The following is a 24,457-nucleotide window of genomic DNA, read 5'->3' as shown; positions in this document are numbered from 1 at the left end:
GAGTGGGAAGCGTATCGTCCGTGATCTTCACGGGGTCCTCCGGTTCCCTCATCCGGGCAGGAGAGAGGCAAGATGGGGGCGTGACCCTTATCGATCAGCTCCCCCCGACCTCCGACCCGGACGCCCTCTTCGAGTCCTTCTCGTCATGGACCGAATCGCAGGGCATCACCCTCTACCCGGCTCAGGAGGAGGCACTGATCGAGGTGGTCTCCGGGGCGAACCTGATCCTTTCCACCCCCACGGGCTCCGGGAAGAGCCTGGTGGCGGCGGGCGCGCACTTCACCGCGCTGGCGCAGGACAAGGTCACGTTCTACACCGCGCCGATCAAGGCGCTGGTCTCCGAGAAGTTCTTCGACCTGTGCAAGCTCTTCGGCACGGAGAACGTCGGCATGCTGACCGGCGACGCCTCGGTCAACGCCGACGCCCCGGTCATCTGCTGCACCGCCGAGGTGCTCGCCTCGATCGCGCTGCGTGACGGCAAGTACGCCGACATCGGCCAGGTCGTGATGGACGAGTTCCACTTCTACGCGGAGCAGGACCGCGGCTGGGCCTGGCAGATCCCGATCCTGGAGCTGCCCCAAGCCCAGTTCGTCCTGATGTCGGCGACCCTCGGTGACGTCAAGATGTTCGAGGAGGACCTGACCCGCCGCACCGGCCGCCCCACGTCCGTGGTGCGCTCGGCGACGCGGCCGGTCCCGCTCGGCTACGAGTACCGGCTGACGCCGATCACCGAGACGCTCACCGAACTGCTCGACACCAGGCAGTCGCCTGTGTACATCGTGCACTTCACGCAGGCCGCGGCGGTGGAGCGGGCGCAGTCGCTGATGAGCATCAACATGTGCACCAAGGAGGAGAAGGAGAAGATCGCCGACCTGATCGGCAGCTTCCGCTTCACCACCAAGTTCGGGCAGAACCTCTCCCGCTACGTACGGCACGGGATCGGGGTGCACCACGCGGGCATGCTGCCCAAGTACCGCCGGCTCGTGGAGAAGCTCGCGCAGGCGGGCCTGCTGAAGGTCATCTGCGGCACGGACACGCTGGGCGTCGGGGTCAACGTGCCCATCCGTACGGTGCTGTTCACCGCCCTCACCAAGTACGACGGCACCCGTGTGCGCACGCTGCGCGCCCGCGAGTTCCACCAGATCGCGGGCCGCGCCGGCCGGGCCGGGTTCGACACGGCGGGCTTCGTCGTCGCGCAGGCGCCCGAGCACGTCATCGAGAACGAGAAGGCCGTCAAGAAGGCGGGCGACGACCCCAAGAAGAAGCGCAAGGTGGTCCGCAAGAAGGCCCCGGAGGGTTTCGTCGCCTGGTCGGAGACCACCTTCGACAAGCTGATCACCTCGGACCCGGAACCGCTGACCTCGCGCTTCCGGGTGACGCACACGATGCTGCTCTCGGTCATCGCCCGGCCCGGCAACGCCTTCGAGGCCATGCGCCATCTGCTCGAGGACAACCACGAGCCGCGCCGTGCCCAGCTGCGGCACATCCGGCGGGCCATCGCGATCTACCGCTCGCTGCTCGACGGGGGTGTGGTGGAGCAGCTCGACACGCCGGACGCCGAGGGCCGGATCGTACGGCTCACCGTCGATCTCCAGCAGAACTTCGCGCTCAACCAGCCACTGTCCACGTTCGCGCTGGCCGCCTTCGACCTGCTGGACGCCGAATCCCCGTCGTACGCGCTGGACATGGTCTCCGTCGTCGAGTCGACGCTCGACGACCCGCGGCAGATCCTGGCCGCCCAGCAGAACAAGGCGCGGGGCGAGGCCGTCGGGCAGATGAAGGCGGACGGCGTCGAGTACGAGGAGCGGATGGAGCGGCTCCAGGAGGTCACGTATCCGAAGCCGCTGAGCGAACTGCTCTGGCACGCCTACGACGTGTACCGCACGAGCCACCCGTGGGTCAGCGACCACCCGGTGTCGCCCAAGTCGGTGATCCGGGACATGTACGAGCGCGCCATGACCTTCACGGAGTTCACCTCGAACTACGAGCTGGCCCGCACCGAGGGCATCGTCCTTCGGTATCTGGCGAGCGCCTACAAGGCCCTCGAGCACACCATCCCCGACGACCTGAAGTCCGAGGACCTCGAGGATCTGATCGCCTGGCTCGGCGAGATGGTGCGTCAGGTGGACTCCAGTCTGCTGGACGAGTGGGAGCAGCTGGCCAACCCGGATGTGGAGACCGCCGAGCAGGCGCAGGAGCGGGCCGACGAGGTCAAGCCGGTCACGGCCAACGCCCGCGCCTTCCGGGTGCTGGTACGCAACGCGATGTTCCGCCGGGTGGAGCTGGCGGCTCTGGACCGGGTCCGTGACCTGGGTGAGCTGGACGCCGACGCGGGCTGGGACGAGGACGCGTGGGGTGAGGCGATGGACGACTACTGGGACGCGCACGAGGAGCTGGGCACCGGCCCGGACGCGCGCGGCCCGAAGCTGCTGAAGATCGACGAGGACCCCGAGCACGGTCTCTGGCGGGTGTGGCAGGCCTTCGCCGACCCTGCCGGGGACCACGATTGGGGAATTCGTGCGGAGGTCGATCTCGCGGCCTCCGACGAGGAGGGCCGGGCGATCGTCCGGGTCACGGCCGTGGGCCAGCTGTGACGGCGCGCCGGCCGGGAGAGTGGAGAAGAACCGCATGACGAACCCCGCCGACAGCCTGGTCGACCTGCTCGACCTGGAGCGGATCGAGGTCAACATCTTCCGCGGCCGGAGCCCCGAGGAGTCCCTGCAGCGGGTCTTCGGCGGTCAGGTCGCGGGCCAGGCGCTGGTCGCGGCCGGCCGCACCACGGACGGGGACCGTCCGGTGCACTCGCTGCACGCCTATTTCCTGCGTCCGGGCCGCCCGGGCGTGCCGATCGTGTACGACGTGGAGCGGGTGCGGGACGGCAGGTCGTTCACCACGCGCCGGGTCACGGCCGTGCAGCAGGGCCGGACGATCTTCAACCTGACGGCGTCCTTCCACCGCCCTGAGGAGGCCGGCTTCGAGCACCAGCTGCCGCCCGCCCGCGTCGTGCCCGATCCGGACGAGCTGCCGACGGTCGCCGACGAGGTGCGCGAGCATCTGGGCGGCCTGCCGGAGGCGCTGGAGCGGATGGCGCGGCGCCAGCCCTTCGACATCCGCTACGTCGACCGGCTGCGCTGGACGCAGGAGGAGATCAAGGACGCGGACCCGCGCAGCGCGGTGTGGATGCGCGCGGTCGGCCCGCTGGGCGACGACCCGCTCGTGCACACCTGCGCGCTGACGTACGCGAGCGACATGACGCTGCTGGACGCGGTACGGATCCCGGTGGAGCCGCTGTGGGGGCCGAGGGGCTTCGACATGGCTTCGCTGGACCACGCCATGTGGTTCCACCGGCCGTTCCGGGCCGACGAGTGGTTCCTGTACGACCAGGAGTCGCCGATCGCCACGGGTGGCCGTGGGCTGGCCAGGGGGCGGATCTACGACCGCCAGGGGCAGTTGCTGGTGTCCGTGGTCCAGGAGGGGCTCTTCCGGCGCCTCGACGGCGCGTAGGGCGCCGGCCCGCCCCGGCGGATCAGGTGCCGGGCAGCGGGTCCTGGTCCACCTCGTGACGGCGGGTCCGGATGTCCGGGCCCGCCGGGTGCAGCTTGGCGTCGCAGGCGGGACCGAGCCCGGTGCGGCGCGATTCCGTGCCGGTGAGGGGCCGTCCGCACAGGGCGCACCGCACCGGGCGACGGGCCTCGCGACGGCCGGCTTCCGGCTGCGGTCCGGAAAAGAGTTCGGGAAAGGGCTCGGGGGATTCCACGTGAGGATCCTCTCAAGCCGGTACGACACAGCACGGAGGGGCACAGCGGTGAGCAGCGTACTGAGGATGGGGCCCGCACCACGGGACACGGGCCCGGCGGCCGGGGGCGGCGCTCCCGCTCCGGTGGGGCACCTGGTGCTGTGCGCGGACGGCTCGGCGCCCGAGCGCGTGGTGGCGTACGTGGAGCGCGAACTGCCGCCGGGCGGGATACCCGCCTACCGGGCGGCACGCGCCGGCGGTGCGCGTTCCTTCGTGCTGTGGGCGGACGAGCACCGACGGGAGCGGCTCGCCACCCTTGTGACGCTGTCGGCCGGGGGCGGCGTCGCGACCTACCAGGTGCTCGGCGCGCACGGTGAGCCGATCGGCACGTTCGTACGCGAGAAGGCGCTGCGCGGCCGGGGCCTGCGGACCCGCTGGACAGTGGCTCCGGCGGGCGGACCGGAGGCGGTGGGCTTCAAGGGCCGGATCTTCTGGTGGTACGTGTGGTGGCTGCTCTCCCCGCTGCAGACGCTGATCATCGTGTTGAGCCTGCTCAGCGGCGACGGTGACGCGGCGCGCGGGCCCCGTCGCATCGTGTGGCGTGCCGGCGGGCGGGTTCCGCTGGAGTTCAGGTCGAAGGACAACACGGTGCGTGTGTGCGAGCCGGGGTACGACTGGCGGCTGGGCGTGGCTCTGGTGGCCCTCCTGGGGACCTTCGACAGCTGGCTGCTCGGCACGGAGTGGGACGACAGCAAGAAGTGATGTCCGGTCCCGCTGCCGGCCGAGTGCCTCGTCGAGGGTGCGCGCCGCGATGATGAGGGACAGGTGCGTGAACGGCTTTGCGAAGTGGCCCGGTTGCTCACAGCCCGGGCCGATCTCCTCGGCGGAGAGGCCGGCGTGGCCGGCGTGGGCGAGCGTCTTCCCGAACATGCACGGACCGGCCCCGAGCCACCTGCGCCGAAACGAGCGCGCCCGGCTGCAGGTCGTCCACCGGACCGTGTACCGCTGTGGGAGGGTATCGGTCCATGACCGTACGATCTCAGACATACCCCCGCGAAAGCCACTGTCCGACAAGCGCTACGGGCCCGCTCCCCCAGCCCCGCGGGGGCGCCGCATGGACATGATCCATGTCCGCGCCGTCAGCCCGCCGGACCTCACCGACCGGGTCGAGGAGCTTCTCGCCGGTGACCCGTACGTCCTGAACCTGATCGTGCAGCGGGGCGCCGCGCGGAACCCCGTCGGCGACTCCGTCGCGTGCGATGTGCTGACGGGGGCGGCCAACGAGGTCCTGCACGGCCTGCGGGAGCTGCGGCTCGACCTTCGTGGGTCCCTCGTCATCGAACCGGTCGACATGGCGTTCCCGGGGCGCGCCGCGGAGGGCGCGACGCGCAGACTGGGCGCGCTGGCCAACGCGCCGGTCTGGGACCAGGTGGAAGCCCGCATCCGGTCCGAGGGCAGGTACGCGCCGAGCTTCTACCTCTACCTGGTCATCGCCGGACTCATCGGCTCGGTCGGCATCGTCACCAACTCCCAGATCCTCATCGTCGGGGCGATGGTCGTCGGCCCCGAGTACGGGGCGATCGTCGCCGTCGCTCTGGGCATCGACCGGAGGAACCGGACCATGGTCCGCACAGGTCTCTCCGCCCTGTGCGCGGGCCTCCTGCTGACGATGGCGGTCACCTTCCTCTTCAGTCTGCTCATCCGCGGATTCGGTCTCCAGTCGGCGGCGTTCGACCGGGGACTGCGGCCCGTCTCCGACCTGATCAACACCCCCAACTTCTTCTCCTTCGCCGTCGCGGCGCTGGCGGGCGTCGTCGGCATCGTGTCGCTCACGGAGGCCCGTGCGAGTGCCCTGCTCGGGGTCTTCATCTCGGTCACCACCATCCCCGCCGCCGCGGCGGTCAGCGTCTCCACGGCCTTCGCCAGCTGGTCCGAGGCATGGGGCTCCCTCGTCCAGCTCCTGGTCAACATCACGGTGCTGATCGCGGTGGGCGCGGCGGCGCTCCGGTGCCAGCGGGCGATCTGGCGGCGAGTGGGCCTGGGACATGCACGGAGCGGCGGCCTGGCCTGACGACCTGCGGCAGTCGTCCCGTCACCGGACCGCTCCGAGCGGCCGGAACCGGCCCGGCCCGGGATGATGGGAGCGAAGCCACCGCACGGCTTCGCGCGCAGTCAGGAGGGCCGCCATGCCCCAGCAACGCACCTCACCGCTCCGTGCCGTACCGGGCGCGACGCCGAAGGAACGGGCGGCGCTCGGCAGGGCGGCCCGGAAGAAGGCCCCCAGGTCCAGCCATCAGGCGTACGAGCCACCGGCCGGCCGGACGGATCCGCTGGCCGTCCTGGAAGCCCAGTCGGCGGCCAGGGTGCCGGATCTCGTCCCGATCCGGTACGGGCGGATGACGGAGTCACCGTTCCGCTTCTACCGGGGCGCCGCAGCGATCATGGCATCCGACCTGTCAGGGACGCCGGACTCCGGCATCAGGGCCCAGCTCTGCGGCGACGCCCACCTCATGAACTTCAGGCTGCTCGCCTCCCCCGAACGCCATCTGCTCTTCGACATCAACGACTTCGACGAGACACTGCCAGGGCCCTGGGAGTGGGATGTCAAGAGGCTGGCGGCCAGCCTGGTCATCGCGGGTCGCGCCAACGGCTTCACGGACAGGGAGCGGGCGCGCATCGTACGGGTCACCGTGCGGTCGTACCGGGAGTCGATGATCCGGTTCGCGGACATGCGCAATCTCGATGTCTGGTACACGAAGACAGACGAGGACCGCCTCGGGGCCATGGCCGCCGGGCGACTGGCCGCCCGGGGCCGCAAGCGCGTCGCCAGTGTGACGGCGAAGGCCCGCACCCGGGACAGTCTGCAGGCGTTCGGCAAACTCGCCGAGGTGAGCGGCGGGCGGCTCCGCATCGCCGCGGACCCGCCGCTGATCGTGCCCGTCGCGGACCTGCTGCCCGACGCGGAACGCCGTGTGACGGAGGGTCAGTTCCGCAAGCTGCTGCGGGGCTATGCCCGCAGCCTGCCCTCCGACCGGCGCGCTCTCCTCGCCGACTTCGAGCCGGTGGACCTGGCCCGCAAGGTCGTGGGGGTGGGAAGCGTCGGCACCCGCTGCTGGATCATCCTCCTGCTGGGCAGGGACCACGGGGATCCGCTCCTCCTCCAGGCCAAGGAGGCGGACTCCTCGGTACTGGCGCCCTACGCGGGGGCGAGTACGTACCGCAACCAGGGCGAGCGGGTGGTGGCCGGCCAGCGCCTGATGCAGACCGCGGGTGACATCTTCCTGGGCTGGGAGCGGGTGGACGGGCTCGACGGGAAGCGCCGCGACTTCTACGTACGCCAACTGCGCGACTGGAAGGGCGTCGCCGAACCGGAGCTGATGCCGCCGCGCGGCATGGCCGCCTTCGGGGAGCTGTGCGGGACGACACTGGCCCGTGCGCACGCGCGGTCCGGAGACCGTATCGCCATCGCGGCCTATCTCGGCCACGGCGACGTGTTCGACCGGGCGCTGGAGACGTTCGCCGAGCGGTACGCGGACCAGAACGAGAGGGACCACCGGGCACTCGTCGACGCGGTGGCCGCGGGCAGCCTGCCGGCGGCCGGGGAGCGCGAGAACGGGCCCGCCCGGATTCCTCACTGACCGACAGCGGGTACTTGGCAGACATAACCGGACATCGTGGTATCACCGTGTGGACCCCGGCCGGTCGGAACGCCCCGGCCGGGACCCGACACCGAGGAGACCATGACCATGTCGGCCGAACCGGTCGGAGCACCCGGCGCAGAGTCCCCGGATCCGCTCGCGGTGATCCGCACCCGGGGGTACGCAGCACTTCTGATCATGGTGGCGATCCTCGGCGTTCCCATCTCCGCGGCGGCGTTCGGCTTCCTGGCGCTCGTCCACGAGATCCAGACCCTGACCTACGAGGACCTCCCCGGCGCGCTGGGCTTCGGGAGCACACCTTCGTGGTGGCCGGTTCCGCTGCTCGCCGCGGCAGGACTGCTGACCGGGCTCGCGGTGCGCCACCTCCCGGGTACGGGCGGACACAGGCCGGCCGAGGGGTTCAAGAACACGGGGGCTCCTACGGCCGCCGAGCTGCCGGGGGTCGCGCTCGCCGCCCTGGCGTCCCTCGGGCTCGGCGCGGTCCTCGGGCCCGAGGCCCCGCTCATCGCCCTCGGCGGCGGCCTGGCCGTGTACGCGGTACGCCTGCTCAAGCCCGGCATCCCGGCGAGCGTGAGCGCCATGGTGGCGGCGGCGGGGAGCTTCGCGGCCGTCAGCGCCCTGCTGGGCTCACCGCTCCTCGGTGCGTTCCTCCTGATGGAGGCGTCCGGACTCGCCGGGATGACGTTGGGCCTGGTGCTCGTGCCGGGGCTGCTGGCCGCCGGCATCGGCTCACTCATCTTCGTCGGTCTGGGATCATGGACCGGCCTGGGAACGTACTCCCTGGCCCTTCCCCACGTCCCGCACGCACCCCAGCCCACCGTCGCCGAGTTCGGCTGGGCCATCGCCCTGGGAGTCGCGGCGGCCCTCGCGGGCACGGGTGTGAAGTGGCTTGCGCTGTCCCTGCAGGAGCAGGTCGAGCAGCGGCGGGTGACGGCGACCGTACTGATGTGCCTGGCCGTCGGTGTACTCGCGCTCCTCTACGCCGAGAGCACGGGCAGGGAGGCGTCCGAGGTCCTGTACTCCGGCCAGGACGCCCTCGGCGGCCTGCTCGCCGAGGACGCCACGTACGCGGTCGGGACGCTCCTGGTGCTGATCACCTGCAAGGCGCTCGCCTACTCCGCGTCGCTGAGCGCCTTGCGGGGCGGCCCCATCTTCCCCGCGATGTTCCTGGGCGCCGCAGGCGGGCTGGCACTGTCACACCTGCCCGGCCTGAACGCCACCTCCGGTTTCGCCATGGGTATCGGAGCCATGTGCGTGGCGATGCTCAGGCTGCCGATGACCTCGGTGCTGTTGGCCACGCTGCTGCTGGGATCCGAGGGCGTCACGGTCATGCCGCTCGTGATCGTCTCCGTGGTGGTCTCGTACGTCCTGGTCCTCAGGTTCGAGCGTCCTTCTGCGGCGAGCACAGCGCCCAGATGACGAAGATGTTGATCGCGATCAGGACGATGGACCAGAACGGGTAGTACGGGAGCCACAGGAAGTTGGCGACGGCCAGCAGCCCCGCCAGCAGGACACCGACCGCGCGCGCCCAGAGAGCCCCTGTGAAGAGCGCGCAGCCCGCCAGGACGACGACGATCCCCAGGATGAGGTGCACCCAGCCCCAGCCCGTCAGGCTGAACTTGAAGACGTAGTCGCTCGTGGTGACGAACAGGTCGTCCTTGGCGATGGCGGCGATGCCCTCCAGGATGGCCATGGCGCCACCGAAGATCATCATGACCGCCGCGAAGACTGTCCAGCCCGACGCAGCGGTCCTGCGCCCCGCGGCGGCGTCCTGGCCTTTCCGCGCCCCGCTCACACTTCCAGCCATGCCGGCCTCCTTGATTCTTCAGCCGATCTCGGCACTGATATGCCGGCAAAACGGCTTATGCACTCTTTATCAGACTGGCACGCCCTCCCCCGGTCGGCATTTGGGCCACCGCCGGGCCGTCCCGGTCCGGGAGGTTCGGAGATATGGTCCGCAACGGATGATTGTCCCGACCTGACCGCGAAAGGACCTCCTTCATGACCGAGATCGTCCCGGTGTCCGGCCCCGAACTGGTCACCTACGCCGATGAGCTCGCCGCCCTGCTGATCGAGAGCGTGGAGGGCGGGGCCTCGGTGGGATTCCTGGCCTCGCTGGACCGGACCTCGGCCGCCACCTGGTGGCGGGAGCGGGCCGCCGCCGTGGAGGCGGGCAGCCAGCAGGTCTGGATCGCCCGGGACGACGAACGGGTGGCCGGCACGATCGGCCTGGTGAAGGCGGCCCTGCCCAACGCCCGCCACCGCGCAGAGGTCGCCAAGCTCGTCGTCAGGCCCTCGGCGCGACGCCGGGGAATCGGACGGGCACTGCTGACGGCACTGGAGCGTTCGGCTGCCGCCGAGGGGCTGACCCTCCTCGTCCTGGACACCGAGACGGGGTGCGACGCCGAACACCTCTACCGCTCGGCGGGCTGGAACCCGTGCGGCTCCGTCCCGGACTACGCGGCGGACCCCTACGGCACGCTCAGGGCGACCACGTTCTACTACAAGACACTCGGCCGCCGGGACGCCTCCGCCGAGGGGGCGTCACAATGAAGGCGACGCCACGCCACCGAGGAGACATCCCATGACGCTGCACGACATCCCGCTCCGCACTCTGACCGGCGAACCGACCACGCTGGGAGCCTACGAGGGCTCTGCGGTCCTGCTGGTGAACGTCGCCTCCAAGTGCGGGCTCACCCCGCAGTACGCCGGCCTGGAGAGGCTGCAGAAGGAGTACGGAGCTCGCGGTTTCACCGTTCTCGGGGTGCCCTGCAACCAGTTCGCGGGTCAGGAGCCGGGTACGGCGGAGGAGATCCGGACGTTCTGCTCGACGACGTACGGGGTCAGTTTCCCGCTGCTCGAGAAGATCGACGTCAACGGCGAGGACCGGCACCCGCTCTACGCGGAGCTGACGAAGCTCGGTGACGCGGAGGGCGCGGCCGGTGACGTCCAGTGGAATTTCGAGAAGTTCCTGATCTCCCCGGCCGGTGAGCCCGTCGCCCGGATCCGCCCCCGCACCGAGCCGGAGGCGCCCGAGGTCCTGGCGGCCATCGAGGCGAACCTGCCGCGGGCGTAGGGCGGACAGCACGCGGGGCGGGACCGGCGTACGGTCCCGCCCCGCGTTGCCGCGACCATGCCGGGCACGGTCTAGCGGATCGGCATTCCCGACAGGGTCCGGGCGATCACCAGGCGCTGGATCTCGCTGGTGCCCTCGAAGATGGTGTAGATCGCGGCGTCCCGGTGCATGCGCTCGACGGGGTACTCACGGGTGAAGCCGTTGCCGCCGAGGATCTGCACGGCCTGCGCGGTGACCGTCTTGGCGGTCTCGCTCGCGTAGAGCTTCGACATCGAACCCTCGGCCGCGGTGAACGGCTTGCCGGCGCTCGCCATCCAGGAGGCGCGCCAGACGAGCAGCCGCGCCGCGTCGATCTGCGTACGCATGTCGGCCAGCTGGAAGGCGATGCCCTGGTTGTCGATGATCGGGCGGCCGAACTGGGTCCGCGTCTTCGCGTAGTCGAGAGCGACCTCGTAGGCGGCGCGGGCGGTGCCGACCGCCATGGCGCCGACAGCCGGCCGGGAGGCCTCGAAGGTCGCCATGGCGGCGTTCTTGACGCGCTCGCCACCGGACCTCGCACGCTCACGGGCCCGGGCGAGGCGCTCGTCGAGCTTCTCCTTGCCACCGAGCAGGCAGTGGCCGGGGATACGGACGTCCTCGAGGACGACCTCGGCCGTGTGCGAGGCGCGGATGCCGTGCTTCTTGAACTTCTGCCCCTGCGAGAGGCCGGGGGTGGCCGGGGGGACGATGAAGGAGGCGTGGCCCTTCGAGCCGAGCTCCGGGTCGACGACGGCGACGACGACGTGGACGTTGGCGATCCCGCCGTTCGTCGCCCAGGTCTTGGTGCCGTTGAGCACCCACTCGTCCTTGGCCTCGTCGTACACCGCGCGGGTACGCATCGAGGCCACGTCCGAGCCGGCGTCCGGCTCCGACGAGCAGAAGGCGGCGACCTTCACGTCGGCCGCGTCGCCGTACATCTGGGGGATCCAGGTACCTATCTGCTCCTCGGTGCCGTTGGCGAGGACGCCCACGGCCGCCAGGCCCGTGCCGACGATCGACAGGGCGATGCCCGCGTCACCCCAGAAGAGCTCCTCCATGGCCATGGGTATACCGAGCCCCGTAGGGTCGAAGAACTGCTGGGCGTAGAAGTCGAGGGAGTAGATGCCTACCTTGGCCGCCTCCTGGATGACGGGCCAGGGCGTTTCCTCACGCTCGTCCCACTCCGAAGCGGCCGGCCGGATCACGTCGGCGGCGAATCCGTGCAGCCAGTCACGGACCTGCTTCTGATCGTCGTTGAGCTCGAGCGTGAACTCGGCCATGGTTCCCTCCATGCACTTCCGGATAAACCTGTTACTAGCGGTAACAAACAGTCTGTTACCAACAAGTAGCTTCTGTCAACCGGTCAGCTTCGGATCCGCAGGGTGTCGGAGCATGGTGTTACGTTGCCCGGGCGTGACGAGATCGCTGGACAGCTGGGCGGGGCGGGAGAAACGACATGGAGACCACACGAGGGGCGGAACGGCAGCGGACGGCGGCCGAACGCCGCCGACGGGAGCTGCTCGAAGCCGCGGACCGGGTGGTGCTCAGGGACGGCCCCCAGGCGTCGATGAACGCCATCGCCGCTGAGGCCGGGATCACCAAGCCCATCCTCTACCGGCACTTCGGCGACAAGGGCGGCCTCTACCGCGCACTCGCCAAGCGCCACACCGACGCACTGCTGAGCGCCCTGCGGGCTGCGCTCGACGCGCCGTCCGAGCGGCGCGAGCGGGTCGAGGCGACCCTGGACACGTATCTCGCGGCGATCGAGGCCAGTCCCCAGGTCTACCGCTTCCTGATGCACCCGTCCGACGACTCGGCCCCCTCCCCCGAGCAGGGTTTCGACGTCGGCCGGCACTCGGCCCCGCTGCTGCGCCGCCTGGGCGAGGAACTGGGCAAGGTGATCGCGGAGAGGGTCGATCTCGGACCGGAGAGCGAGCAGATGGCCCGCATCTGGGGCCACGGCATCGTCGGCATGATGCACGCGGCCGGTGACTGGTGGCTGGGCGACCGGCCGTGCTCGCGCGAGCAGCTGGTGCGCAGCCTCGCCGACCTGCTGTGGGGCAGGCTGGCCGAGGCCGGCGACCTGCCCGGCGGCCAGGGGTTCTGAGCGGCCGCCCGGGCCTAGGGACCCGCTTTCCGGGGCCCGGGGCCCGGGGCCCGAAGTCAGCCTGACTTCTCCGTACGGCCCCACGACGAGCGCCGGACCGCGCGCAGTGCCCTGGCCCGGCGCAGCCCCGTGAGCCGGTCGGTGTAGACCATGCCGTCGAGATGGTCGCACTCGTGCTGCAGGCAGCGGGCGAACCAGCCGGTGCCTGTGATCCGCACCGGTTCCCCGGTGACCGTCCGGCCCTCCACCACCGCGCGGTCGAAACGCGGGGTGCCGGCTTCGAGCCCGGGAAGTGACAAACAGCCCTCCGGTCCGCGTACGGTGATCCCGTCCGCCTCGACGAGTACGGGATTGACGATGTGTCCCAGGTGGCGCACCTCGTCGTCGTCGGGACAGTCGTAGACGAACACCTTGAGCGGCACGCCGATCTGGTTCGCGGCGAGCCCCACACCGTTCGCGGCGTACATGGTGGCGAACATGTCCTCCACCAGCCGGGAGAGCGACGGCCCGAAGTCGGTGACGTCGTCGCACGGGCTGTGGAGCGACGGGGCGCCGAACAGGCTCATGGCACGAACGCGTCCGGAACTGCCGGGGATCGGGCGGTTTCGCATGGGGAGAAGCGTACGTTCCACGTGACCTCCACGTTCCCCGTGGTGCCGAGGTGCGGTCGTAGCGCCGGACATCGATAGGCTGGGCGCGGACTTACGCAAGGAGGATCTAGGACGATGGCAGGCAACACGGAGCCGTTGTCGCCGCGGGCCAAGCTCGCCGTGACGGCGGGCAAGGCCGCGGCGGCGGTGTCGCGCGCTGCGGGGCGCGGCAGCGGATCGGTGATCGGCGGCCGGGTGGCGCTCAAGCTCGACCCCGACCTGCTCGGGCGGCTGGCGCAGCACCTGGATGTGATCCTCGTGTCCGCGACGAACGGCAAGACGACGACGACCCGGCTGATCGCGGAGGCACTGACGGCCGCGGGGCCCGTCGTGTCGAACGCGCTCGGGGCCAACATGCCCGCGGGGATCACCTCCGCGCTGGCAGGGGGCTCGGACGCACGGTACGGCGTGATCGAGGTCGACGAGAAGTACCTCGCCGGTGTGGCACGTGACACGACCCCGAAGGTGATCGCGCTGCTCAACCTCTCCCGCGACCAGCTGGACCGCGCGGCGGAGACCCGGATGCTGGCGGAGAAGTGGCGTGAGGGCCTCTCGGGCTCCAAGGCCGTGATCGTGGCCAACGCCGACGATCCGCTCATCGTCTGGGCCGCTTCCTCCTCGCCCAATGTGGTGTGGGTCGCGGCGGGACAGGCGTGGAAGGACGACGCCTGGTCCTGCCCGTCCTGCGGTGGAGTGATGCAGCGCCCCGGTGACGACTGGTTCTGCGGCGAGTGCGGTTTCCGCCGCCCCGCCCCGAGCTGGGCGCTGAACGGGGACTACGTCCTGGACCCGCACGGTTCCGCATGGCCGATCCACCTCCAGCTGCCGGGCCGGGCCAACAAGGCCAACGCCACGAGCTCGGCCGCGGTGGCCGCCGTCTTCGGCGTACCGCCGCAGGTGGCCCTGGAGCGCATGTACCAGGTTCAGGCCGTGGCGGGCCGTTACGACGTCGTCACCTTCCTCGGCCGCGAGCTCCGGCTCCTGCTGGCGAAGAACCCGGCGGGCTGGCTCGAGACGTTCTCCCTGATCGACCCGCCGCCCACCCCGGTCATCCTCTCGGTGAACGCGCGGGGCGCCGACGGCACGGACACCTCCTGGCTGTGGGACGTCGACTACACCCAGCTCTACGGTCACCCGATCTTCGTGCTCGGTGACCGCAAGCTGGACCTCGCGGTCCGGCTCGAGGTGGCCGGACTTGACTTCCGTGTCTGCGAGACCCTGGACGAGGCCGTCCAGATGGCGCCGCCGGGCCGCATCGAGGTCATCGCCAACTACACCGCCTTCCAGGATCTGCGCCGTCGTGTCGGCAACTGACCCCCGCGCGGGCAACCCCCGGAGAGGACGAAGCATGAGCAACAACAGCCTGCGGCTGGTGTGGGTCTACCCCGACCTCCTCAGCACCTACGGCGACCAGGGCAACGCCCTGGTGGTGGAGCGCCGGGCACGCCAGCGCGGTCTCGACGTGTCGCGCGTGGACGTGCGCAGCGACCAGCCCATCCCCACGTCGGGCGACATCTATCTGATCGGCGGCGGTGAGGACCGGCCGCAGCGGCTCGCCTCGGAGCGGCTGCGCCGGGACGGCGGGCTGAACAGGGCCGCTTCGAACGGTGCGATCATCTTCTCCGTCTGTGCGGGCTACCAGATCCTCGGCCACGAGTTCATCAACGACCTCGGCGAGCGCGAGCCCGGCCTCGGGCTGCTCGACGTCGTCTCGACCCGGGGTGAGGGTGCCCGGTGCGTCGGCGACGTACTCGGGGACATCGATCCGAACCTGGGTCTGCCGCCGCTGACGGGTTTCGAGAACCACCAGGGCATCACCCACCTCGGCCCGGCGGCGCGGCCCTTCGCCCGGGTGCGGCTCGGCCGGGGCAACGGCACGGGTGACGGCACGGAGGGCGCGTACAACGACACCGTGTTCGGCACCTACATGCACGGGCCGGTCCTGGCACGCAACCCGCTGATCGCGGACCACCTGCTGAAGCTGGCGCTGGACGTGAACGCGCTGCCGCCGAGCGACGACCGGTGGTACGAGGCGCTGCGCGCCGAGCGGATCGCGGCCGCGACCCAGCCCGCCTGACGTACCGTTGCGGACCGGCCCTCCCGGGGGCCGGTCCGCGTGCGTGTGACCTGTGTACATCCGGTGGACGTCCAGCAGTCGGACAGTGGGTTCGGTCCGGCCACCCCGCGCCGGTAGGGTGGCGGGGATCCAACCGGACGACGTGGTCCGGCGTCGGCCCACGTTGCAAAGGTTTCCCGGGCAATGCGAATTGGTGTGCTCACCTCCGGCGGCGACTGCCCCGGCCTCAACGCCGTCATCCGTTCCGTCGTGCACCGCGCGGTGGTCGACCACGGCGACGAGGTCATCGGCTTCCACGACGGCTGGAAGGGCCTCCTCGAGTGCGACTACCGCAAGCTCGACCTCGACGCGGTCGGCGGCATCCTCGCCCGCGGCGGCACGATCCTCGGCTCCTCCCGCGTCCAGCCCGCGCATCTGCGTGACGGCGTGGAGCGTGCGAAGGGCCATGTCGCGGACCTCGGCCTGGACGCGATCATACCGATCGGCGGCGAGGGCACGCTGAAGGCCGCCAACCTCCTTTCCGAGGCGGGCCTGCCCATCGTCGGTGTGCCCAAGACCATCGACAACGACATCGCCTCCACCGACGTGACCTTCGGTTTCGACACGGCCGTCGGGGTCGCCACCGAGGCGCTGGACCGGCTGAAGACGACGGCCGAGTCGCACCAGCGCGTGCTGATCGTCGAGGTCATGGGCCGGCACACCGGCTGGATCGCGCTGCACTCCGGCATGGCGGCCGGCGCGCACGCCATCGTCGTACCCGAGCGGCCCTTCGACATCGACGAGCTGACCGAACTGGTCGGCCGGCGCTTCTCGGACGGCAAGAAGTTCGCGATCGTGGTCGTGGCGGAGGGCGCCAAGCCCCGGGAGGGCTCCATGGAGTTCAGCCAGGGCAAGAAGGACATCTACGGCCACGAGCGCTTCGCCGGTGTGGCGACGCAGCTCTCCGGTGAGCTGGAGCAGCGCCTCGGCAAGGAGGCCCGCCCGGTGATCCTCGGCCATGTGCAGCGCGGCGGCACCCCCACCGCCTACGACCGTGTCCTGGCCACCCGCTTCGGCTGGCACGCGGTGGAGGCCGCCCACCGCGGTGAGTTCGGCATGATGACCGCGCTGCGCGGCACGGACATCACGATGGTTCCGCTGGCGGCGGCCGTGGAGACCCTGAAGACGGTCCCGGCCGAGCGCTACGCAGAGGCCCAGGTCGTGCTCTGACCGTCCCGACGCCCCGTGAACCGCCCCCGGCCGCACCTCCGGCCGGGGGCGGTTCTAGTCTGGACCGGACAACCGGCACGAATCGGGGACGTCCCCAGCGGGAGTGAACAGATGGATCACAGCGGGCACGGCATGAACATGGATCTGCCGCCGTTCACGCTGGGACGTGGGCTGGAGTTCTCCGCGGACCCGTTCTTCCTGATCGGCTGCCTCGTCGCACTCGCCCTGTACGGCTACGGGGTCGTGCGGCTGCGCCGCCGGGGCGACGGCTGGCCGGTGAACCGGACCGTGCTCTTCGCCGTCGGCGTACTGTCCATCGCCCTGGTGATGTGCACGGGACTCAACGACTACGGCATGGTCATGTTCAGCGTGCACATGGTGCAGCACATGGTGATCAGCATGGTGTCGCCGATCCTGCTGCTGCTCGGCGCTCCGGTGACGCTGGCGCTGCGGGCGCTGCCGGTGGCAGGGCGGGGCCGCACAGGTCCGCGCGAGCTGCTGCTCAAGCTGCTGCACAGCCGTTACATGAAGATCGTCACGCATCCGGTCTTCACTATCCCGCTCTTCATCGCGAGCCTGTACGGGCTTTACTTCACCCCGCTGTTCGATTTCCTGATGGGGTCGAAGACGGGCCACATCGCGATGATGGTGCACTTCCTGGCGGTCGGCCTGGTGTTCTTCTGGCCGATCATGGGCGTCGACCCCGGCCCGCACCGGCCCGGCTACGTGATGCGGATGCTGGAGCTCTTCGCCGGCATGCCGTTCCACGCGTTCTTCGGGATCGCGCTGATGATGGCGAGCCAGCCGATGGTGAAGGCGTACGAGAATCCTCCGGCCTCGCTCGGCATCGACGCCCTGGCCGACCAGACCGCGGCCGGCGGGATCGCCTGGGCGTTCAGCGAGATCCCGTCCGTGCTGGTGCTGATCGCGCTGGTCTTCCAGTGGTACCGCTCCGAGCAGCGGACGGCCAAGCGTTCCGACCGTGCCGCCGACCGTGACGGCGACCAGGAGCTGAAGGCCTACAACGCCTATCTCGCCTCACTGCAGGCACGCGGACAGTAGCGGTGGGCCCGCCCGAGGGGTGACCATGGCTGCAACGGCCGTGCGGCCGGGTGAGGAGCGTGTGCTCATGCCTGGATCCACGAAGACCATGGGAGTGCTCACCGTCGGCGCGCTGGTCGCGGTGACGGCGTACTCGGTGGCACTGGGGAGCAATGGCTGGCTCTGGTTCGGCTGGGTGGTCCTCGGGCTGGCCACGCTGGGGATGGTCGCCACCCGCGACACCTGAGGCACGAGCCGGGGCACGGCGTTCCGGACGGTTCCCCCGCAGCCGGTCAGCCGTGCCGCCCGCCGTGCGGGGACGCCTCCGCGGTGACACCCTTGTGCCACTGTGTGGCGGAAGACCCGGCCGGTGCGAGTGGGCGGGTCGTTTCCGTCGCACGTCTTCCTCGGCGGAAAGGGTGCTGCGCATGGACAGGTCCGGGTTGGTGGAGGCGATCGGGCGTAAGACCGCGGCCGGCGGCGAGCTGCCGGCCGAGCAGATCGGCCGGGTCGTCGACGCCGTGTTCGGCACGGTCGCGGAGGCCGGTGCCGTCGCCGAGGCGCTCAAGGCGGGCAGGACGGTCACTCTGGTCGGCTTCGGCAGTTTCCACATCGTCGGCGGGGAGGCCGCCCTGCGGCCGGGCAAGGCCCTCAACGAGTTCGTCCACGACCGGGCCGGATGACGCGGGTACCGGGCCTGTGGCGGTCATGACGCTCCGCGCCGAAGGGCCGGCGTCGCCCGAGGACGTGTGGCTGCGTTACGTCACACCCGCGTGCTGGCCGTCGTGGTCGCCGCAGATCAGGGCGGTGCGCGTGGACGACAGACGGATCGTGCCGGGCACCCGGGGTGAGATCGTCTCGCTGTTCGGCGTCAGAGCGGCCTTCGCAGTCGAGTCCGTGGACGAGGAGCGGCGGCTGTGGACGTGGCGTGTTCTGCTCGGACCGGTGCGTCTGCGTCTGCTTCACGAGGTCCTGCGCCGGCCGGGCGGATCGGCCACGACACTCCGGATCGAAGGGCCTGCCGTCGCGCTCGCCGCCTATGCCGGCCCGGCACGGTGGGCGCTGGGGCGACTGGTGCGGGGGTAAGGGGCCGCTTGCGCAGGCGCGCGTGTGCGTTCGCACCGCTCCCTGCGTCCCGCCGCGTCAGGCAGGAGCCGCGTCCGCCCCGTAGTGCTCCGGGGCGGATGTCCGACGCTGCGGTCCGGCCGACGCACTTCAGGATGCGCAGCGCGATCGCCCGCTCGGTGGCACTCGGTCCCGCCCGCTCGGCGGCAGGCAGCTGATGGACGGCGAGCCGGGGCTGGACGCGGATCGCACTCCCGCCAGTTCTGCCCCCGGCCCGGGGTCGGCACCGTCCCGCACACTTTCCGCGGCCCGGGTACCGAGGCCCGGCGGCCCGTCCCGCGCAACTTCCCGGTAGCACCCGAAACAGGGCTACGATCGATCACCGAGGAGAAGCACGGGGTTCGTACGGACCATGGTCTGAGGACCATCGACTGATGAGCCATCAGGTAAGGCGGCGAGGAGCGGGTACCCGTTCCGGAGGGGCCGGGCCGGGGCAGGCGGTGCGACCGAGCCGACCAGAGCAACAACAGCGTGCGTGACCTGGCAGAACGCGGCGACCGGCCCGGTCCGGAAGACGAGGAGATAGCTGTGTTCTATTACGTCCTTAAGCATGTCGTGCTGGGCCCCTTGCTGCGGCTGACGTTCCGGCCCCGCATCGAGGGACTGGAACACATTCCCGACGAGGGTGCGGCCATCGTCGCCGGGAACCATCTCTCCTTCTCCGACCACTTCCTGATGCCCGCGATCCTCAAGCGCCGCATCACGTTCCTCGCGAAGGCGGAGTACTTCACCGGCCCCGGCATCAAGGGCAAGCTGACCGCCGCGTTCTTCCACAGCATCGGGCAGATCCCCGTGGACCGGTCCGGCAAGGAAGCGGGACAGGCGGCGATCCGTGAAGGGCTGGGGGTGCTGAGCAAGGGTGAGCTGCTGGGCATCTATCCGGAAGGCACCCGCTCGCACGACGGACGGCTGTACAAGGGCAAGGTCGGGGTCGCGGTGATGGCCATCAGGGCGGGGGTCCCCGTCATCCCCTGCGCGATGGTCGGAACGTTCGAGATCCAGCCGCCCGGACAGAAGGTGCCGAAGGTCAAGCGGGTCACGATCCGGTTCGGGGAACCGCTCGATTTCTCCCGCTACGCCGGCCTGGAGGACCAGAAGGCGGCGATCCGGGCGGTCACGGACGAGATCATGTACGCCATCCTCAACCTCTCCGGCCAGGAGTACGTCGACGAGTACGCGGTCAAGGCGAAGGCCACGCAGGCCGAGGAGTCCAGGAAGTTCCCGCGCCGCTCACGCTGAGCGGGGAATCTGCTGCGGGCAGATGTCCCTGTTCCGGCGGCCGGGGCGGCCGTAGCGTTTCCCGTATGAGCAGAGGACGGGCATTCGTGCTGGGCGCGACGGGACAGATCGGCCGGGCCGCGGTGAGGGCTCTGGCCGCGGACGGCTGGGAGGTGACCGCGGCCTCCCGTGGCGGTGGCCGCGACGACACCTGGGGCGATGACGTCCGCACCCTCGCCCTCGACCGCGAGGTCGAGGGCGCCCTGGCGGGCGCGCTCGAGGACGGCTGCGACGTCCTCGTCGACATGGTCGCCTTCGGCCGGGGTCATGCCGCACAGCTGACGGGGACGGCGGACCGGGTCGGGTCCGCGGTCGTGGTCTCCAGCGGCGCGGTGTACGAGGACGAACAGGGCCGCAGTTTCGACACGCAGGGCGAGCCGGACGGCTTCCCCCGGTATCCGGTGCCGATCCCGGAGAGGCAGCGCACGGTGACGCCGGGGGACTCGACGTACGGAACGAGGAAGGCCGCGCTGGAACAGGAGCTGCTTGCGGCAGGCGACGCGTTGCCGGTGACTCTGCTGCGGGCGGGCGCGATACACGGAGCGCACTGCCGCACACCGCGAGAGCTGTACTTCGTGAAGCGTCTGCTGGACGGGCGCAGGCGACGGGTCCTCGCGTACGGCGGGGCGAGCCGCTTCCATCCGGTCCATGTGTCCAATGTCGCCGAGCTCATACGGCTCGCCGCGCTGCGGCCGGCCTCCCGGGTCCTCAACGCGGGGGACCCACAGGCTCCGACCGTCGCGGAGATCGGCGCGGCGGTCGACGGCGTACTCGGGCTGGAGACCGAGACCGTCTTGGTCGCGGGCGCGCCGCCGGACAGGGGCGTGGGTGAGACTCCGTGGAGCGGTGCGCATCCTGTCGTCTACGACATGTCGGCCGCCGAACAGGAGTTGGGCTACCGCCCGGTGACGGAGTACGCGCGGTCACTGCCGCAGACCGTCGAGTGGCTCGTCGCACAGCTCGACGGACGTGACTGGAAGGAGGTCTTTCCGAAGATGGTGCGCGGCTACGGCGAGACGCTCTTCGACTACGCGGCGGAGGATGCCTGGCTGAACCGGTACGACCGCGACGCATGAGCGCGCCGCCCCGGTCCGGGGGGTGAGCGGGCGGCCGCCCGATGTCATCGGCCGCCCGCTCACGTCAGGTGGTCACGGCTTCGGTGTGGCGTGCGGGGTGCACGTCACATCGCTCCGGTCGGTCTTTCCCGTGAGCAGGTAGGCGTCCACCCGCTCGTTGACGCAGGGGTTGACCAGGCCGGTGACACCGTGGGAGCCGGCGCCCTTCTCGGTGATGAGACGGGAGCCCTTGAAGCGCTTGTGCAGTTCGACGGCGCCTTCGTACGGAGTGGCGGCATCGCGCGTGGACTGCACGATCAGCACCGGGGGCAGACCCTTGCCGGTACGGACCTCCAGCGGCGTCTGCTGCCTGGACGACCAGGTCGCACAGGGCAGGTTCATCCAGGCGTTGGCCCAGGTCATGAACGGGTAGTCCTGGTGCAGCCGGGTGTTGTCGCGGTCCCACTTACTCCAGCTGGTGGGCCACTTGGCGTCCGCGCACTCGACCGCCGAGTACACGGCGTTGCTGTTCTCCGCACGGATGTTGCCCGCGGTGTCCGACAGGTCGGGTGCCGCGGCGTCGATCAGCGCCTGGGTGTCGCCGCCCAGATAGTCGCTCCAGACCCGGGCGGTGGGAGCCCAGGCGGAGTCGTAGTACGGCGCGCTCTGGAAGAACCCGATGAGCTCGGCGGGGCCCACGACGCCGCCGATCGGGCTCTTCTTGGCCGCGGCCCGCAGCGTCAGCCACGCCTGCTCGACCTTCTCGGGCGTGTCACCGATGTGGTAGGCCGCGTCGTTCTGGGCGACCCACGCCTTCCAGTCGTTCCAGCGCGTCTGGAAGGCGATGTCCTGGTTGAGGTTTGCCTCGTACCAGATGTTGTCCTTCGCCGGACTGATCACGCTGTCGACGACCATGCGGCGTACGTGCGCCGGGAAGAGCGTTCCGTAGACCGCGCCCAGGTAGGTGCCGTAGGAGACGCCCAGGAAGTTGAGCTTCTTCTCACCGAGCGCGGCGCGGATGACGTCCAGGTCGCGCGCGGTGTTGGGCGTGGTCATGTGCGGCAGCATGTCGCCGCTGCGCTCGGCGCATCCGTCGGCGTACTCGGCCGCGAGCTTGCGCTGGGCCGACTTGTCGGCCTCGCTGTCCGGGACCGGATCCGCCTTCGGGGCCTTCACGAACTCCTGCGGATCGATGCAGGAGATCGGCGCCGAGTGGCCGACGCCGCGCGGGTCGAAGCCGACGAAGTCGTAAGCCTTCGCCGTCTTCGTCCAGAGCGGGTTCTTCGTGACGATGCGCTTCGGGAACGCCATACCGGAGCCGCCGGGGCCTCCGGGGTTGTAGACGAGTGCGCCCTGGCGCTCTTCCTTCGTACCCGTGCTGACGTGCCGGTCGACCGCGAGCTCGATCTGCTTGCCGTTCGGCTTGGCATAGTCGAGCGGAACGCTCACCCAGCCGCACTGGATGGGTGCGGCGATCGCCCAGTCGGCCGGACAGTCCGTCCAGTCGATACCGGCCTTCGCGGCCCGGGCCGCGGCGATCTGGACACCGCGGGTCTCCCGGTCGCCGTGGTGCCGGCTGTCGGCACCCGCGGCCGGTGCGGCTATCGCCCCCGCTATGAGCGTGCCCGCGATCAGAGTGCCGGCCGGACCGAGCATCGCTGTGCGTCTCAAGTGGAACCTCCCCCTGCGTGATGCGCCGCGGGTGGCGGCGCGTTCGTTCTACGTGTGCGGGAGGATCCTTTCGTCTGTGAGGTTGCTGAGACAGGGCGTAGACATGTTTCTTTACCGAACCAATAACCGGTGCTTCATGTCCCGCTGAGCGAACTCAGTCTCAGCACACACCCTTTGACCCGTTTTGCAGAGTCTCCAGCGCTTCGTCCAGCACCGTGCGCAGCAGGCGGGCGTCGGCGGCGATCGCGGTGACCAGGACAGCGGGGCCCGCGAGCGGGGTGAGCACGGCGGTGGGGCCGATCAGCCGCGGCGCGGGAAGCCCGTCGTCGTACGCGGGGTCGACGACGAGCAGTTGCCCGACGGCCCGGTGACCGCCCAGGACGGCCGCGCCGTCCCAGCCTCCGGGGGCCCCGGGCCCGTAGGCCAACTGCTGGTCGAGCAGTGGCCGTCCGGCTCTTCGCACCGTGAGGTGGGTCGAGAGCCGCCCGGTGCGTTCTCCGTGACGGCCGAGGATCTGTTCCTCGCGCAGCACCAGGCGTGCGGTGCCCGCGAGTTCGGCCCGTGTGGTCATGTCGAGCTCGCTGCCGCAGGCGGAGACGAGCTGTTCGGGGAGCCAGCGGAGCTCCGCCCCCTCCCCCACGCGCAGCCGCACGTCGTACGAGGCGGGGCCGGCGTCCGGGCCCGCCCCCGGCAGCGCCACGGTGGCGGCGACGGAGTCCACCGTCACCCGCGCGCAGTCCTCGGCCCGGACCTCGATGGCTAGCCGGTCGCCGCCGAGGGGCGCGCTCATCGCGCCGACCACGGTGGCACGCGCGTACGCGGGATCCGGTGATCTGGTCCGGCGCACGGCGAGCGGCCCGTCGCTCTCCAGCACCGGCAGTGCCGTGCCGCCCCGTCCGTCGGCGACCGCCGTGATCCGGGCGGTGGCCGAGACGCTCATGCCGCCCAGTCCGCGAGCCGCTCCCGCACCCAGTCGGCGACGGGTGCGACACCGTCGGCACCGGTGAGTGAGGTGAACACCACGGGGAGCCCGCCGCGCTGTTCGGCGGCGTCGCGGGCCATCCGGTCCAGGTCGGAGCCGACGTACGGGGCGAGGTCGGTCTTGTTGATGACGAGCAGGTCGGCAGTGGTGACACCCGGACCGCCCTTGCGGGGGATGTCGTCGCCGCCCGCGACGTCGATCACGAAGACCTGGGCGTCGACGAGCCCCTTGGAGAAGGTCGCGGTCAGGTTGTCGCCCCCCGATTCGACGAGGATCAGGTCCAGGGGGCCGACCGAGTCCTCAAGGTCCTCGACCGCTTCGAGGTTGGCGGAGATGTCGTCGCGGATGGCGGTGTGCGGGCAGGCGCCGGTCTCGACGGCCTGGATGCGCTCGGGCGGCAGGACCGCGTTGCGGAGCAGGAAGGCGGCGTCCTCGCGGGTGTAGATGTCGTTGGTGACGACGGCGATGGAGACGCGGTCGCGCAGGGCGCGGCAGAGGGCGGCGACGGTGGCCGTCTTACCGGAGCCGACCGGGCCGCCGAGGCCGATGCGCAGCGCGCGCCGGGTGCCGTCGGGGCGTGCGGCGTCGGCGCTGACGGCGGCGGGGCCGTGGTTTCCGTGGTCGAGATGCATGGGTGCGGCTCCTGGTGGTGACGGGCGGGGTGAGGGGCGCGGGTTCAGGACGCGAACAGGCGGACCGGCCAGGCCGCGTGGGCCTCGGCCGAGATGTCGAGCAGCGGGGCGGAGGCGGCGGGCAGGGCGTCGACGCCCTGC

The 24,457-nt window shown here is 70.6% G+C and carries 25 protein-coding genes and 1 pseudogene; 18 read left to right on the top strand and 8 right to left on the bottom strand.

Annotation, left to right across the window (positions count from 1 at the left end):
* Positions 1-80 precede the first annotated feature (80 nt).
* Together BFF76_RS04560 and BFF76_RS04555 are read left to right on the top strand one after the other, a co-directional pair.
* Positions 81-2,594 carry a DEAD/DEAH box helicase gene (locus BFF76_RS04560; protein WP_031094033.1) on the top strand — a complete coding sequence of 838 codons (2,514 nt, stop codon included), beginning with the start codon at positions 81-83 and terminating at the stop codon, positions 2,592-2,594.
* 34 nt (positions 2,595-2,628) lie between these two features.
* Positions 2,629-3,504, top strand: a complete 876-nt coding sequence (locus tag BFF76_RS04555) for an acyl-CoA thioesterase (protein WP_053931274.1) — start codon at positions 2,629-2,631, stop codon at positions 3,502-3,504.
* A gap of 22 nt (positions 3,505-3,526) precedes the next feature.
* Here the strand turns inward: BFF76_RS04555 and BFF76_RS04550 are convergent, their stop codons facing one another.
* Positions 3,527-3,757 carry a DUF6011 domain-containing protein gene (locus BFF76_RS04550; RefSeq protein WP_031094040.1) on the bottom strand — a complete coding sequence of 77 codons (231 nt, stop codon included), beginning with the start codon at positions 3,755-3,757 and terminating at the stop codon, positions 3,527-3,529.
* A gap of 48 nt (positions 3,758-3,805) precedes the next feature.
* Here BFF76_RS04550 and BFF76_RS04545 point away from each other — a divergent pair, with 48 nt between their 5' ends.
* The 4 genes from BFF76_RS04545 to BFF76_RS04530 all read left to right on the top strand — a co-directional run bounded on the left by BFF76_RS04545 (position 3,806) and on the right by BFF76_RS04530 (position 8,814).
* Positions 3,806-4,498, top strand: a complete 693-nt coding sequence (locus tag BFF76_RS04545; RefSeq protein ID WP_234351931.1) for a hypothetical protein — start codon at positions 3,806-3,808, stop codon at positions 4,496-4,498.
* A gap of 352 nt (positions 4,499-4,850) precedes the next feature.
* Positions 4,851-5,807, top strand: coding sequence for a DUF389 domain-containing protein (locus tag BFF76_RS04540; RefSeq protein ID WP_031094044.1), 957 nt, complete (start codon positions 4,851-4,853; stop codon positions 5,805-5,807).
* A 115-nt stretch (positions 5,808-5,922) separates the two neighbouring features.
* Positions 5,923-7,374 carry a DUF2252 domain-containing protein gene (locus BFF76_RS04535; protein WP_053931238.1) on the top strand — a complete coding sequence of 484 codons (1,452 nt, stop codon included), beginning with the start codon at positions 5,923-5,925 and terminating at the stop codon, positions 7,372-7,374.
* A gap of 108 nt (positions 7,375-7,482) precedes the next feature.
* Positions 7,483-8,814, top strand: coding sequence for a chloride channel protein (locus BFF76_RS04530; RefSeq protein WP_065847368.1), 1,332 nt, complete (start codon positions 7,483-7,485; stop codon positions 8,812-8,814).
* On the opposite strand, the gene BFF76_RS04525 is transcribed toward BFF76_RS04530, so the two are convergent.
* Complete coding sequence (locus tag BFF76_RS04525; RefSeq protein WP_031094051.1) at positions 8,771-9,202, bottom strand: DUF7144 family membrane protein; 432 nt, start codon at positions 9,200-9,202, stop codon at positions 8,771-8,773. The genes BFF76_RS04530 and BFF76_RS04525 overlap by 44 nt on opposite strands.
* A gap of 194 nt (positions 9,203-9,396) precedes the next feature.
* Here BFF76_RS04525 and BFF76_RS04520 point away from each other — a divergent pair, with 194 nt between their 5' ends.
* Together BFF76_RS04520 and BFF76_RS04515 are read left to right on the top strand one after the other, a co-directional pair.
* Positions 9,397-9,948 carry a GNAT family N-acetyltransferase gene (locus BFF76_RS04520; protein ID WP_065847281.1) on the top strand — a complete coding sequence of 184 codons (552 nt, stop codon included), beginning with the start codon at positions 9,397-9,399 and terminating at the stop codon, positions 9,946-9,948.
* Positions 9,949-9,979: 31 nt separating this feature from the next.
* Positions 9,980-10,471: a glutathione peroxidase gene (locus BFF76_RS04515; RefSeq protein ID WP_065847279.1), complete on the top strand. Its 492-nt coding sequence runs from the start codon at positions 9,980-9,982 to the stop codon at positions 10,469-10,471.
* Positions 10,472-10,542: 71 nt separating this feature from the next.
* Here BFF76_RS04515 and BFF76_RS04510 read toward each other — a convergent pair whose 3' ends face one another.
* A complete protein-coding gene (locus BFF76_RS04510; RefSeq protein ID WP_031094055.1) occupies positions 10,543-11,769 on the bottom strand; it encodes an acyl-CoA dehydrogenase family protein in 1,227 nt (408 codons plus the stop codon).
* 176 nt (positions 11,770-11,945) lie between these two features.
* Here BFF76_RS04510 and BFF76_RS04505 point away from each other — a divergent pair, with 176 nt between their 5' ends.
* The gene (locus tag BFF76_RS04505) at positions 11,946-12,596 is read left to right on the top strand and encodes a TetR/AcrR family transcriptional regulator (RefSeq protein WP_031094057.1); all 651 of its coding nucleotides are present in this window, start codon (positions 11,946-11,948) and stop codon (positions 12,594-12,596) included.
* Between the two features lie 56 nt (positions 12,597-12,652).
* Here the strand turns inward: BFF76_RS04505 and def are convergent, their stop codons facing one another.
* Positions 12,653-13,207: a peptide deformylase gene (gene def / locus BFF76_RS04500; RefSeq protein ID WP_079122316.1), complete on the bottom strand. Its 555-nt coding sequence runs from the start codon at positions 13,205-13,207 to the stop codon at positions 12,653-12,655.
* Positions 13,208-13,321: 114 nt separating this feature from the next.
* On the opposite strand from def, the gene BFF76_RS04495 reads away from it, so the two are divergent.
* The 9 genes from BFF76_RS04495 (at position 13,322) to BFF76_RS04460 (ending at position 21,052) form a co-directional block, all read left to right on the top strand.
* Positions 13,322-14,560 (top strand): Mur ligase family protein, encoded by a 1,239-nt coding sequence (locus BFF76_RS04495; protein ID WP_031094061.1) that lies wholly within the window; start codon positions 13,322-13,324, stop codon positions 14,558-14,560.
* A gap of 34 nt (positions 14,561-14,594) precedes the next feature.
* Positions 14,595-15,323 (top strand): type 1 glutamine amidotransferase, encoded by a 729-nt coding sequence (locus tag BFF76_RS04490; RefSeq protein ID WP_031094063.1) that lies wholly within the window; start codon positions 14,595-14,597, stop codon positions 15,321-15,323.
* A gap of 183 nt (positions 15,324-15,506) precedes the next feature.
* Positions 15,507-16,532, top strand: a complete 1,026-nt coding sequence (locus BFF76_RS04485; RefSeq protein WP_031094065.1) for a 6-phosphofructokinase — start codon at positions 15,507-15,509, stop codon at positions 16,530-16,532.
* 111 nt (positions 16,533-16,643) lie between these two features.
* On the top strand, positions 16,644-17,594 hold the full coding sequence (locus BFF76_RS04480; RefSeq protein ID WP_031094066.1) for a cytochrome c oxidase assembly protein: 951 nt from the start codon (positions 16,644-16,646) through the stop codon (positions 17,592-17,594).
* A 67-nt stretch (positions 17,595-17,661) separates the two neighbouring features.
* Positions 17,662-17,820, top strand: a complete 159-nt coding sequence (locus tag BFF76_RS32095) for a hypothetical protein (RefSeq protein ID WP_042836557.1) — start codon at positions 17,662-17,664, stop codon at positions 17,818-17,820.
* A gap of 181 nt (positions 17,821-18,001) precedes the next feature.
* Positions 18,002-18,256 carry an HU family DNA-binding protein gene (locus BFF76_RS04475; RefSeq protein ID WP_031094068.1) on the top strand — a complete coding sequence of 85 codons (255 nt, stop codon included), beginning with the start codon at positions 18,002-18,004 and terminating at the stop codon, positions 18,254-18,256.
* 25 nt (positions 18,257-18,281) lie between these two features.
* The gene (locus BFF76_RS04470) at positions 18,282-18,659 is read left to right on the top strand and encodes an SRPBCC family protein (RefSeq protein WP_065847366.1); all 378 of its coding nucleotides are present in this window, start codon (positions 18,282-18,284) and stop codon (positions 18,657-18,659) included.
* A 567-nt stretch (positions 18,660-19,226) separates the two neighbouring features.
* Positions 19,227-19,937: a lysophospholipid acyltransferase family protein gene (locus BFF76_RS04465; RefSeq protein WP_031094073.1), complete on the top strand. Its 711-nt coding sequence runs from the start codon at positions 19,227-19,229 to the stop codon at positions 19,935-19,937.
* Between the two features lie 86 nt (positions 19,938-20,023).
* The gene (locus BFF76_RS04460; RefSeq protein WP_053931235.1) at positions 20,024-21,052 is read left to right on the top strand and encodes an NAD-dependent epimerase/dehydratase family protein; all 1,029 of its coding nucleotides are present in this window, start codon (positions 20,024-20,026) and stop codon (positions 21,050-21,052) included.
* Positions 21,053-21,124: 72 nt separating this feature from the next.
* On the opposite strand, the gene BFF76_RS04455 is transcribed toward BFF76_RS04460, so the two are convergent.
* The 4 genes and pseudogenes from BFF76_RS04455 to BFF76_RS32090 all read right to left on the bottom strand — a co-directional run.
* Positions 21,125-22,687: an alpha/beta hydrolase gene (locus BFF76_RS04455; protein ID WP_065847275.1), complete on the bottom strand. Its 1,563-nt coding sequence runs from the start codon at positions 22,685-22,687 to the stop codon at positions 21,125-21,127.
* Between the two features lie 175 nt (positions 22,688-22,862).
* The gene (locus BFF76_RS04450) at positions 22,863-23,642 is read right to left on the bottom strand and encodes an urease accessory protein UreD (RefSeq protein ID WP_065847273.1); all 780 of its coding nucleotides are present in this window, start codon (positions 23,640-23,642) and stop codon (positions 22,863-22,865) included.
* A complete protein-coding gene (ureG, locus tag BFF76_RS04445) occupies positions 23,639-24,316 on the bottom strand; it encodes an urease accessory protein UreG (protein ID WP_053931232.1) in 678 nt (225 codons plus the stop codon). The genes BFF76_RS04450 and ureG overlap by 4 nt, the downstream gene beginning before the upstream one ends.
* 44 nt (positions 24,317-24,360) lie before the next feature.
* Positions 24,361-24,457 (bottom strand): annotated as a pseudogene (locus tag BFF76_RS32090) (urease accessory protein UreF); the annotation flags it as partial.

It is taken from the genome of Streptomyces mutomycini (assembly GCF_001700505.1).
Lineage (GTDB): Bacteria > Actinomycetota > Actinomycetes > Streptomycetales > Streptomycetaceae > Streptomyces > Streptomyces mutomycini.
The sequence above is the reverse complement of the archived record's forward strand: the minus strand, read 5'-3'. Positions and strand labels throughout refer to the sequence as shown.

What these genes read in the sequence shown, in the direction of transcription:
- def (WP_079122316.1), bottom strand. Translation starts at nt 13,207, where the DNA reads ATGCGAAACCGCCCGATCCCCGGCAGTTCCGGACGCGTTCGTGCCATG.
- BFF76_RS04485 (WP_031094065.1), top strand. Translation starts at nt 15,507, where the DNA reads ATGCGAATTGGTGTGCTCACCTCCGGCGGCGACTGCCCCGGCCTCAAC.
- BFF76_RS32095 (WP_042836557.1), top strand. Translation starts at nt 17,662, where the DNA reads ATGCCTGGATCCACGAAGACCATGGGAGTGCTCACCGTCGGCGCGCTG.
- BFF76_RS04505 (WP_031094057.1), top strand. Translation starts at nt 11,946, where the DNA reads ATGGAGACCACACGAGGGGCGGAACGGCAGCGGACGGCGGCCGAACGC.
- BFF76_RS04555 (WP_053931274.1), top strand. Translation starts at nt 2,629, where the DNA reads ATGACGAACCCCGCCGACAGCCTGGTCGACCTGCTCGACCTGGAGCGG.
- BFF76_RS04480 (WP_031094066.1), top strand. Translation starts at nt 16,644, where the DNA reads ATGGATCACAGCGGGCACGGCATGAACATGGATCTGCCGCCGTTCACG.
- BFF76_RS04510 (WP_031094055.1), bottom strand. Translation starts at nt 11,769, where the DNA reads ATGGCCGAGTTCACGCTCGAGCTCAACGACGATCAGAAGCAGGTCCGT.
- BFF76_RS04520 (WP_065847281.1), top strand. Translation starts at nt 9,397, where the DNA reads ATGACCGAGATCGTCCCGGTGTCCGGCCCCGAACTGGTCACCTACGCC.
- BFF76_RS04515 (WP_065847279.1), top strand. Translation starts at nt 9,980, where the DNA reads ATGACGCTGCACGACATCCCGCTCCGCACTCTGACCGGCGAACCGACC.
- BFF76_RS04495 (WP_031094061.1), top strand. Translation starts at nt 13,322, where the DNA reads ATGGCAGGCAACACGGAGCCGTTGTCGCCGCGGGCCAAGCTCGCCGTG.
- BFF76_RS04450 (WP_065847273.1), bottom strand. Translation starts at nt 23,642, where the DNA reads ATGAGCGTCTCGGCCACCGCCCGGATCACGGCGGTCGCCGACGGACGG.
- BFF76_RS04525 (WP_031094051.1), bottom strand. Translation starts at nt 9,202, where the DNA reads ATGGCTGGAAGTGTGAGCGGGGCGCGGAAAGGCCAGGACGCCGCCGCG.
- BFF76_RS04540 (WP_031094044.1), top strand. Translation starts at nt 4,851, where the DNA reads ATGGACATGATCCATGTCCGCGCCGTCAGCCCGCCGGACCTCACCGAC.
- ureG (WP_053931232.1), bottom strand. Translation starts at nt 24,316, where the DNA reads ATGCATCTCGACCACGGAAACCACGGCCCCGCCGCCGTCAGCGCCGAC.
- BFF76_RS04490 (WP_031094063.1), top strand. Translation starts at nt 14,595, where the DNA reads ATGAGCAACAACAGCCTGCGGCTGGTGTGGGTCTACCCCGACCTCCTC.
- BFF76_RS04470 (WP_065847366.1), top strand. Translation starts at nt 18,282, where the DNA reads ATGACGCTCCGCGCCGAAGGGCCGGCGTCGCCCGAGGACGTGTGGCTG.
- BFF76_RS04535 (WP_053931238.1), top strand. Translation starts at nt 5,923, where the DNA reads ATGCCCCAGCAACGCACCTCACCGCTCCGTGCCGTACCGGGCGCGACG.
- BFF76_RS04475 (WP_031094068.1), top strand. Translation starts at nt 18,002, where the DNA reads ATGGACAGGTCCGGGTTGGTGGAGGCGATCGGGCGTAAGACCGCGGCC.
- BFF76_RS04455 (WP_065847275.1), bottom strand. Translation starts at nt 22,687, where the DNA reads ATGCTCGGTCCGGCCGGCACTCTGATCGCGGGCACGCTCATAGCGGGG.
- BFF76_RS04530 (WP_065847368.1), top strand. Translation starts at nt 7,483, where the DNA reads ATGTCGGCCGAACCGGTCGGAGCACCCGGCGCAGAGTCCCCGGATCCG.